This is a genomic window from Actibacterium naphthalenivorans, assembly GCF_014196965.1.
Classification (GTDB): domain Bacteria; phylum Pseudomonadota; class Alphaproteobacteria; order Rhodobacterales; family Rhodobacteraceae; genus Actibacterium_A; species Actibacterium_A naphthalenivorans.
Map to the genome: position 1 here is coordinate 33351 of NZ_JACIEQ010000011.1, position 9351 is coordinate 42701.

Consider the following 9351-nt stretch of genomic DNA (forward strand, 5'->3'; position numbering starts at 1 on the left):
CCTGGTGCTGATCGGTGGCCCATTGCACTCTTCTCCTGACCGGTGATCTACCCTCTGTTCCGGTTCTCCAGCACAGGTCTCCGCAAGGCGAAACGCATCTGCTTTTCGGTTTCGATCAACGCAAAGAACACGGCGCCGACGCCGACAATCAGCAGGCCGTCCAGCAATGGGACGGCTTGCGTCCCGAACACAGCCTGCAGGAGCGGAACATAGGTGATCGCGAATTGCGCAGTCGCGACCGCGATGACGCAGGCCCAGACAATCTTGGTGCCCTTCACCGCAGCCCAGGTCAGCGACGTGCCGTGGATGTTGCGAATGAAGAAGAGGTGGAAGATTTCCAGCACCACCAAGGTGTTCATCGCCATGGTCTGCGCCAGCACCTGCGGGTAGCCCTTGTCGATGGCATAGGCAAAGATCCCAAAAACCGCGACCAGGAAAAGCGTCGAAACGAGCACGATGTGCCAGATCAGTTCGCCCGTCAGAAGGGGTTCCTGGCGAGGCCGGGGCGGGCGTCGCATTGTGCCGGGTTCGGAAAGCTCGAAGGCAAGCGCGAGGCCGAGCGTTACGGCCGTGATGAGGTTGACCCAAAGGATCTGCACCGCCGTGATCGGCAGGGCCATACCAGCAAAGAGCGCCACCACGATGGTCAGGGCTTCGCCCGCATTGGTGGGCAGCGTCCAGCTGATGACCTTCTTGATGTTATCGTAGACCGTGCGCCCCTCGCGCACGGCGGCGGCGATGGAGGCGAAATTGTCGTCGGCCAACACCAGTTCGGCGGCCTCCTTGGCGGCCTCGCTGCCCTTCTGCCCCATCGCGATCCCCGCATCGGCGCGCTTGAGCGCGGGGGCGTCGTTCACCCCGTCGCCGGTCATCGCCACGGTTAGACCACGCGACTGAAGCGCGGTGACGAGGCGCAGCTTGTGGGCGGGCGAGGTGCGCGCGAAGATATCGGTACTCACCGCCGCTTCCGCCAATTCGGTCGCGTCCATGGCCTCGATATCGGCGCCGGTCAGAACCCGGTCATGGTTCTGCAAACCGATGCGTTCGGCGATGGCACGCGCCGTAGCGGCGTGGTCGCCGGTGATCATCTTGACCCGGATTCCGGCGCGGTGGCACTCGGCCACGGCCTCGATCGCCTCGGCGCGGGGCGGGTCGATCAGGCCGATCAAGCCGATCAACATGAGCCTCCCCTCCAGATCCGCCAGCTCGAGCGTTCGGTGATCGCCAGGGACCGCGCGGGTTGCCACCGCGATCACCCGCTGCCCCTCGGCGGCCAGTTCGTCGACCGCCCTGTGCCAGTGCCCGCTGTCGAGCGGCTCGCGGCCGCCATCGGGTGCACACTGCTTCTGGCACATCGCTATCACCGCCTCGGGCGCGCCCTTCACGTGGATACGGGCTTTGCCGTCATGGTCGTGATGCAGCACCGCCATGTAGCGATGCGCGGCGTCGAAAGGGATCTCGTCGGTGCGACACCAGCTCTGAAACGGCTCGGAGCCATGGCCGGTAATCTTGCCGGCCAGCGCCATCAGCGCTCCCTCCATGGGGTCGCCTTCGACGCGCCATCCGTCGATATGATCGTGTAAAACCGAGTCGTTGCACAATCCCGCGGCGCGGGCGAATTCCGTCAAAACCAGGTGCTCGTCCGGATCGACATCGGCCTCGCGCCAGCGCACGGCCCCTTCGGGGGAATAGCCGTTCCCGCCAATGGAATAGACGTGCTCCGAGGCGGCGAGCGTTGCCGCCATCATCTCGTTGCGGGTCAGCGTGCCGGTCTTGTCCGAACAGATCACCGAGACCGAGCCGAGCGTCTCGATTGCCGGGAGACGGCGGACGATGGCGTTGCGCCGGGCCATTGCCTGCACGCCGACCGCGAGCGTAATTGTAAGGACTGCCGGAAGGCCTTCCGGGATTGCCGCCACTGAGAGGCTGACCACGGCCATGAAAAGATCTGAGAATGGCAGGTGGCTGACGAAATAGCCATAGACCAGAAGGATGGCCGCTATCATGAGGATAAACAGCGTGAGCCAGCGGGCGAAAATGTCCATCTGGCGCACGAGCGGCGTGGTCAGCGTCTGCACCTCGGAAAGCATGCCGCTGATCTTTCCGATCTGCGTGCCGGCCCCGGTGGCGACGACAACGCCGCGTCCGGTTCCGGTCGCAACGAGCGTGCCACTGAACAGCATCGAGGTCCGGTCACCGAGGGATGCATTTTTCGCGGCCGGCCCAGCGCCCTTGTCGACCGGAACGGATTCGCCGGTCAGGATCGCTTCTTCGACCTTGAGGCTGCGGGCCTCGATCACGCGCAGATCGGCCGAAACCCGGTCGCCGGCCTCTATCAGGACGATGTCACCCGGCACCAGATCGGCGGCGTCCACGCTGACGCGGCGGCCGTTGCGAAGGACCGCCGCGCGGGGTGCAAGCATGCCCCGGATCGCCGTCATCGCCTGTTCGGCGCGCCCCTCTTGAACGAACCCGATCACGCCGTTGACGACCACGACCATGAGAATGACGCCGGTATCTATCCAATGTTGCAGCGCCGCCGTGACGACGGCCGCACCCAGCAGCACATAGATCAGCACATTGTTGAAATGCGCCAGAAACCGCAGCACGGCACTGGGCCGGGGGGGGTCTGGCAGTCGGTTCGCGCCATGCACCTGCAAGCGCCGATCCGCTTCGGCGGCCGACAATCCCTGTGCCGTCACGTCGAGGGCGAGCAGAGCATCATCCGTCGAAAGAGCATGGAAATCCCGACTCCGTGCCGGTTTTGTCATTTATCTCTCCAATTCGTAGCGCGCCAAGTCTTTGGCTCCTGACCGGACGTGTTCCTTTTGCGCGGTTGTCACAATAGCCTCTGACCTGGTTTCTTCCGGCGTGCGCGATATCAGCGGCGACACCCGATAGACATCATCCTAGGGCAAGTCGGCCTTCGGTGCGTCCACATTTCAAACCGTTGGCTGCAATTCCGACGTCTCGGCCGCCGCATCCTGACGGATGGCCGTAACAAGCAGCACATCGCAGGGGGGCGACGACATGGCATCAATCGCCGTGCTTCCCAGCAAACCGAGCACCAAGGGCGATCGGGCATGCACACCCAGAGCCAACAGATCGGCCCGGCTGCGACGGACTTCCTGCCCTAGAATTGAGGTGGTTCCGCCTTCGCGCAACTTCTGCCTTGTTCGGTCCTTGGCGAGGTCGAGAGTTTCGATGAACCTCGTCAACTCTGCAAACAGCGGCCGCTCAATGGCGTCGCGTTCTTTTTTCGGAATGTCGCCCTCCGCATTCGTACGCATGGTCAGCCCCTTGAATGGGATATGATAGGCGTGAACGAGCGTGAGATCGGCGACGGGTGCAACGCGAGCGGCGACCTCGGCCGTCCGCCGCGCCATCGGGGAGAAATCCACCCCAACAATCGCCGTATTGTAAGGGCCTGTCACCGGATCCCGAACCAGCAAAACCGGGGTATCGCTGTATCTTGCCATCCGTTCGAGTGTCGTGCCTGCGAAAAGCTCTGCGATGCCACGGTTTTTGTGGGTGCCGACGACAATGAGATCGGCCTCCAGGTCTTGCGCCTTCTGCACGATGACCTTCCAGGGTTGACCGGCTTCGACATGGACAACCGCGCGATCGCCTTCGCCTTTTGCAGACAGGAGTTTGGCGATGTCTCCCCGGGCAGCTTCTGAAAGATCGGCGAAGATCTGGCTCGGCAGGTCTTCGTCGATCACATATAGAACGTGCAATTCAGCACCAGTCTCCTTTGCCAGTGCCAAGGCACGTTCAAATGCGCGGTCGCTTCTTGCAGATAAGTCAGTTGCTGTCAGGATACGTCTCATTGATTTTCCTCCATTTTAAACACGCGGCCACTACAGAGCGGAAACCCGTCGCCGCACTATGCAATAAATGGGTACTCGCACTCCTGAATTCAGCAGGAATCAGGTCGAAAATGGGAAGGCCCGCTTCGATTTCCCCTGTGCAGAAAGGTGAAACGGAGGCCTCTTGCTTTGGTGCGTTCCCTAGCGCGTGGTTTCGCAGTAGGCACCTTGATCCGCAGGCGACAACCTTGCGGCGCGGACTAGCCAAGCACCTTGAGGGCTACCAAGCTGGCATTGGCCGTTGAGAACCTGAAGGGTCACTCTTCTAGCAGCAAAACCGGTGTTTCAAATCCGTTCGGCTTTACTGTGAGAATACTGCACCTCTGCGAACCCAGAACTGTTTCAGCGGTATTGCCAATAAAGTATCCAGGAATTCCCACACGCGCGACGGATCCCATCACGATCAGGTCGATCTGTTCCTGTCGGACAATTTGGCCAATCGCCCGCTCCGGGCGTCCTCTCGGCAAATGAATGCGGTGATTGAATTGCGATGTCGAATAGCGGGACAGGAGGCTGTTGACCGCTGCATGATGTTTATCGTGGTGACGCTTTAGGATGGCGTCACGCTGTTCGATGGTGATCTCTGACCTTAGGGAATCGCGATCATTCCCATCGACGTCCCATGCATGCGTGATGTGCAGGACAGCGTGGTCGCGCGACGCCAGGGATGTCGCCAGACCCATGATCAAGGTATTGATCTGGTCTTCTGAATCCGAATTGTGCGGATCTACAGCCGCCAGGATTCTTTGGTAAGGGACGACTTGATCCGGCTTGACGATCCACACTGGGCACGGGCACTTCCGTACGAGATGTGTCGCAGTGCTGCCAAAGAAAATCTGTTTGATGGTACTGCCGGATTCGGCGCACGCGAGCACCAGATCATGTTCGGCGCGAATAACCTGCCGAATGACTTCAAGAAATGGTATTCCGGTGAGGACCAACGTCTGGACATCGGATACGCCGGCATTCTGGACGCCAAGGGAGAGTCGGCGAAGACGCTTTTCGGTTTCGGCGACCAGTTGAGGGGAAGCCTCACCGTCACGCAAAACCACCGTGACAGTCAAACGTGCAGTGTTTTCTCGGGCCAGCGACACCGCTTGTTCCAACGCGTCCTCTGCGCCAATTGCATCATCGAAAACCACCAGTATATTGGTGAACCGCTTCATGACATCTCCTGCTTTTGCACGGGTCGGCGGTGTTCGGCTTGCTGCTCGGAGTCAGGTGTCGGGTTGCCGACAAGATAGAGCCAGACAAATCCGGTCACGCCCGCCAGAAACGACGCGCCAAGGATGCCGGTCTTGGCCATCAACAGCAGGTCATCCTGCCCCTCGAAGGCAAGCTGTGCGACAAAGATCGACATGGTAAAGCCGATCCCGGCCAAAAGGGATGCTCCGGCGATTTGGGTGAACCGGGTGCCACTGGGCAAGACGGCCAGGCCCAACCTGATGGCCAGCCAACTGGCTCCGGTGATGCCGATGAACTTGCCCAGGATCAGGCCCAGTGACACCCCCATCAAGACAGGATTGCTCAGGGTTTCACCCAACGCGCCAGTGTCTATTGCGATACCGGCATTGGCCAGCGCGAAGATCGGGATCACCAGGAAGGCCACGGGCATGTGCCAGAACTGTTCGAGCCGCTGCAAAGGGGCTTCGACCAGGGTAACACCGTTTCTCAGGGCCTCTACTTCGCTGCGCAGCTCTATGTTGGTCATCACATTCTGCCCGCTCCGATGGCTGGCATCGAACCTGTCCATCAAGGCGCGGACATGGGCGCTGAACCGTTCCGGATTGTATTTTGGGTATGCGGGCACGGTCATCGCCCCGATCACCCCGGCCAGTGTCGCATGGACCCCCGACGACAGAAGCGCGTACCACAAAAGCACGGCGACCAGAAAATACGGGACCGGGTCGCGAACGCCGCTTCGGTTCAGTACAAGAAGCACCAAGAACAGAAGAACGGCGATGAACAAGGGCATCAGAGCGATGGAGTCGGTGTAGAAAACGGCAATCACCATCACCGCGCCCAGGTCATCTACTATGGCTAACGCAACCAAGAAGGTCACCAATGCCTTTGGGGCACGTGTGCCCAGCAACGCCATGGCACCAATCGCAAAGGCAATATCGGTCGCCATCGGAATGCCCCAGCCCGCTGCCGCATCGCCGCTTGGGTTGAGGGCAAAGTAGAAAAGCGCCGGCACCACCATGCCACCGATGGCTGCCGCGATCGGCAGCGCAGCGTTGCGTGGATTGGCGAGTTCTCCGACCAGAAATTCTCGCTTCAATTCAAGCCCGACAACGAAGAAGAAGAACGCCATCAGCGCGTCGTTGATCCAATGATGCAACGACATCTTCAGCGTCCAGTCGCCGAAACCTATACCGACATAGGTCTTCAGTATCTTGTCGTACGCTTCGGCAAATGGCCCGTTGGCTAGGACAAGCGCCAGCACCGCCATACCCATCAACAGTAGGCCGCTTGTGGTCTGACGATGCAGAAACTGCTCAAACGGCGTCACGATGCGGCGAAAACTCTTTTCCCACGGGGCAAGGGTCAACCCGTCATCAGAGGCGTGCAGATCGGATTTGCTCATGTTTTTCTTTCAAACTTTCAACTCATAAGCCCGCGGATCACGCTGGCAGAAATTCTTTCGAGTCCGCGTCCAGGATCGACAGCGCGCCACCTGCAAGATCATAGTGCCAGCCGTGCAGCGTCAGCGCCCCATCCTCGACGCGCGACTTGATCCAGGGATAGCTCATCAGGTTGTGCAGCGAATGCGCGACAGAATGCTTTTCGCAGGCCGCGTAGCGCGCTTCGCCCTTGGCATCGGGGTCTGCATCCAGTGTCTCACGCACGGGTTCGGCGATGCTCATCCAGTGATCAATGAACGAGCCGTTGGCGCTGTCGGGATCCTTGTCTACCAGCGCGCGGATGCCGCCACACTGCGCATGGCCCAGCACAACGATATGTTGAACGTTCAGACCGGTAACAGCGAACTCCAGGGCCGCGCTTGTGCCGTGAAACGTGCCATCATCCTCGCAGGGCGGCACAAGGTTGGCCACGTTGCGCACGACAAAAAGCTCGCCGGGATGCGCATCAAACACCGTGGACGGATCGACGCGGCTGTCGCAACAGGACACCAGACAAATCCGCGGGCTTTGCCCCGCGGCCAGCGCCTCTAAACGAGCGCGGTTATCCTTGAAATAGCCATCCCGGAAACGCGCGTACCCTGCGATTAGTTCTTTCGGCATGAATAGAGTCCTCATGTGGCGGCACAGACATCGCCCTGTGCAATCCAGGGCGGTTTGGCCTGCGTTGTTCAGGGTGAGCGGTCAAAAATCAAAAAGATCGCCAAGAAGAGAGCTCGCCGTTTTGGGCTTGCGCCTCCGCCCGGACGGATCGGAATAGACCCGGTCGGGCGCGGGATGATCGACAGCCGCCGCTGTCGCGCGTTCGATGATCTTGTCCAACTCGCCGCGATCCAACCAGACCCCTCGACAATTGGGGCAATAGTCAATCTCGACCCCGCTGCGCTCAGCCATGATTAGGGGAGTATTGTCGACGGGGCATTTCATGTGATCTCCGATCTTTGTTTGATTTGGGGACTTCCCACATAGCGCTCGCGGTGGCCCGCTTCGGGTGCCGCACTTTTCATTTGGGTATCTCGCAACCATAGTTGAATGGTAATTCTTCGAAAGTATTGATAGGAATATTCTATCAATCTCTGCCTCCTCAAAGAAATGAAGAGACCATGACCCGATCCCAGGTGACCCTGAAACAGCTTCGATATCTCGTAGCGTTGTCCGATTTCGAACATTTCCGAAAAGCGGCTGAATCCTGCGACATCAGCCAGCCGTCGTTCAGTGTGCAATTGCAGAACCTGGAAGGCGCCTTGGGCGTACGATTGGTTGAACGCGCGCGCGGTGGAGTGATCTTTACTCCCCTGGGTCGCGAGATTGTGGCCCGGGCGCGCCGCGTTGTTTTCGATGTGCAATCGATCAAAGACTATGCCGCTGCGGCTGTTCAGGGCATGACAGGAACCATCCGCCTGGGAGTAAATGCCACATTGGGCCCCTATCTTCTTCCTCGGGTTCTCGCGGCCTTGCATCGCGAACATCCGGATACAAAGCTTTACATCCGCGAAGCCAAACCAACCAGCCTCGAGACAGAGCTTGGAACCGGAATTCATGACGTCATTCTAGCGCAATCGCCGATCCATAATCCTGACTTCGAAGCCGCGCCGCTGTTCACCGAACCGATTTTCCTGGCGATGTCCGCCGACCACCCGCTGGCCGGGCGCGCGTTTGTTTCAGTTGCCGACCTCAAGGGGTTGCCGGTCCTATCGCTTTCCCCGGGATACCATCTGCACGATCAGGTGCATGCCCTGTGTGAAAGCTTCGGGGCCCAGCTCATCCGCGATTATGAAGGAACCAGCCTGGATGCATTACGCCAAATGGTGGCGATGGATATGGGCACGACTTTTCTGCCCGCGCTTTACGCGCAGTCCGAGATTTCCCGGCTCGGCGATGTTGTGACCATCCCCCTCAAAGGGCGCCGCATTTCCCGCTCAATTGGACTTGTATGGCGTAAAGGGGCGGGACGGTCATCTGGCTACGCAGACCTGGCTGATTTCATCAGGGACGTCGTCCAAAAGGAGTTTAGGGTTCTTGCAGCCGACCAGTAAAACCTTCTGACATCCTCATCGGCGTGACGTCAGTTCCCGAAATGGCAACGGCATTCAGGACACACCCGCCGATGACATCGATCACCACCTTGTGCGCGTGCAGTCGACACATTCAAGACGCAGCGACTTTGTCCCGCGACTTGCTCATTCGTCTCAAAATCTCACTGCGACTTGCCTGATGTGAACGACGGCTTATCTCGCCGCGCTGTAGCGACGAAACTCGCGGTGTTGCAGGGGAAAAATTCTGCGTGCGCGCGCAGCAAGGAACTGACACTTCCGGTGTGGGCTCTTCGGTAGCATTAGCTGCAGGCGACACGAACGTCTACAATGTAGGCAGGGTTCATTCAACCACACCAGCACAGCAAAAGGGGAACCGTGGTCCCACGGCTCCCCTTTCGGTTCAGATCGTCTCCTCGCGCGCGCTGGTCACGCGACCAAGGAGAGCCCCGCGCCCGCGTCCTGCGGCTGCTCACCGCTGTCGATGAACGGGATGATCGAGAAGGTCTGGCCGCCGCGCTGTTCTTCGTTCTGCACGGCGTTGACGCGCAGATCGCCATCGGGCGTGTTGATCAGCAGCGACAGGTAGTCATTGCCCGTGCGACTGCTCTTCGCAATCCAGGCCGAACCGACGCGGATCGGCGTGCCCCGGGGCGAACTGACCTCGACCCGGTAATCGGGGTGGGTCTCCTCGGATTTGTAGCTGTTCTCGATCAGCATGAACTCCAGATCGAACATCATGTTGGCGATGTAGCCGGTGAAGGCGTTGTCGGCGTCCATGGCGGTGAGCTCGCCCGAGATCGAGCC

Annotated in this window: 8 protein-coding genes; 1 reads left to right on the forward strand and 7 read right to left on the reverse strand. The window is 59.7% G+C overall.

The genetic code is table 11. The annotated features are described in order from the left end of the window. Window positions 1-47 precede the first annotated feature (47 nt). The 6 genes from GGR17_RS18195 to GGR17_RS18220 all read right to left on the reverse strand — a co-directional run bounded on the left by GGR17_RS18195 (window position 48) and on the right by GGR17_RS18220 (window position 7438). Window positions 48-2771, reverse strand: a complete 2724-nt coding sequence (locus GGR17_RS18195) for a cation-transporting P-type ATPase (protein ID WP_054540519.1) — start codon at window positions 2769-2771, stop codon at window positions 48-50. Window positions 2772-2942: 171 nt separating this feature from the next. After that, on the reverse strand, window positions 2943-3830 hold the full coding sequence (locus tag GGR17_RS18200) for a universal stress protein (protein ID WP_082386772.1): 888 nt from the start codon (window positions 3828-3830) through the stop codon (window positions 2943-2945). Window positions 3831-4126: 296 nt separating this feature from the next. Continuing rightward, window positions 4127-5035, reverse strand: coding sequence for a universal stress protein (locus tag GGR17_RS18205; protein WP_054540521.1), 909 nt, complete (start codon window positions 5033-5035; stop codon window positions 4127-4129). After that, window positions 5032-6456 carry a Na+/H+ antiporter NhaA gene (gene nhaA, locus GGR17_RS18210; RefSeq protein WP_054540522.1) on the reverse strand — a complete coding sequence of 475 codons (1425 nt, stop codon included), beginning with the start codon at window positions 6454-6456 and terminating at the stop codon, window positions 5032-5034. Before nhaA ends, GGR17_RS18205 begins: the two co-directional genes overlap by 4 nt. A gap of 37 nt (window positions 6457-6493) precedes the next feature. Further along, on the reverse strand, window positions 6494-7114 hold the full coding sequence (locus tag GGR17_RS18215) for a carbonic anhydrase (RefSeq protein ID WP_054540523.1): 621 nt from the start codon (window positions 7112-7114) through the stop codon (window positions 6494-6496). An 81-nt stretch (window positions 7115-7195) separates the two neighbouring features. Then, entirely contained in the window at window positions 7196-7438 is a 243-nt protein-coding gene (locus GGR17_RS18220) for a TFIIB-type zinc ribbon-containing protein (protein ID WP_054540524.1), read from the reverse strand. 176 nt (window positions 7439-7614) lie between these two features. Between GGR17_RS18220 and GGR17_RS18225 the strand changes: the two genes are divergently transcribed. Beyond that, entirely contained in the window at window positions 7615-8547 is a 933-nt protein-coding gene (locus GGR17_RS18225; RefSeq protein WP_054540525.1) for a hydrogen peroxide-inducible genes activator, read from the forward strand. A gap of 426 nt (window positions 8548-8973) precedes the next feature. Here GGR17_RS18225 and GGR17_RS18230 read toward each other — a convergent pair. Further along, window positions 8974-9351 (reverse strand): DUF736 domain-containing protein (locus tag GGR17_RS18230; protein ID WP_183314809.1); only part of this gene is annotated, 378 nt, incomplete at its 5' end.

Bases quoted from the DNA above. Each gene is read 5' to 3' on its own strand.
- nhaA (WP_054540522.1), bottom strand. From the start codon at position 6,456: ATGAGCAAATCCGATCTGCACGCCTCTGATGACGGGTTGACCCTTGCC.
- GGR17_RS18195 (WP_054540519.1), bottom strand. From the start codon at position 2,771: ATGACAAAACCGGCACGGAGTCGGGATTTCCATGCTCTTTCGACGGAT.
- GGR17_RS18215 (WP_054540523.1), bottom strand. From the start codon at position 7,114: ATGCCGAAAGAACTAATCGCAGGGTACGCGCGTTTCCGGGATGGCTAT.
- GGR17_RS18220 (WP_054540524.1), bottom strand. From the start codon at position 7,438: ATGAAATGCCCCGTCGACAATACTCCCCTAATCATGGCTGAGCGCAGC.
- GGR17_RS18205 (WP_054540521.1), bottom strand. From the start codon at position 5,035: ATGAAGCGGTTCACCAATATACTGGTGGTTTTCGATGATGCAATTGGC.
- GGR17_RS18225 (WP_054540525.1), top strand. From the start codon at position 7,615: ATGACCCGATCCCAGGTGACCCTGAAACAGCTTCGATATCTCGTAGCG.
- GGR17_RS18200 (WP_082386772.1), bottom strand. From the start codon at position 3,830: ATGAGACGTATCCTGACAGCAACTGACTTATCTGCAAGAAGCGACCGC.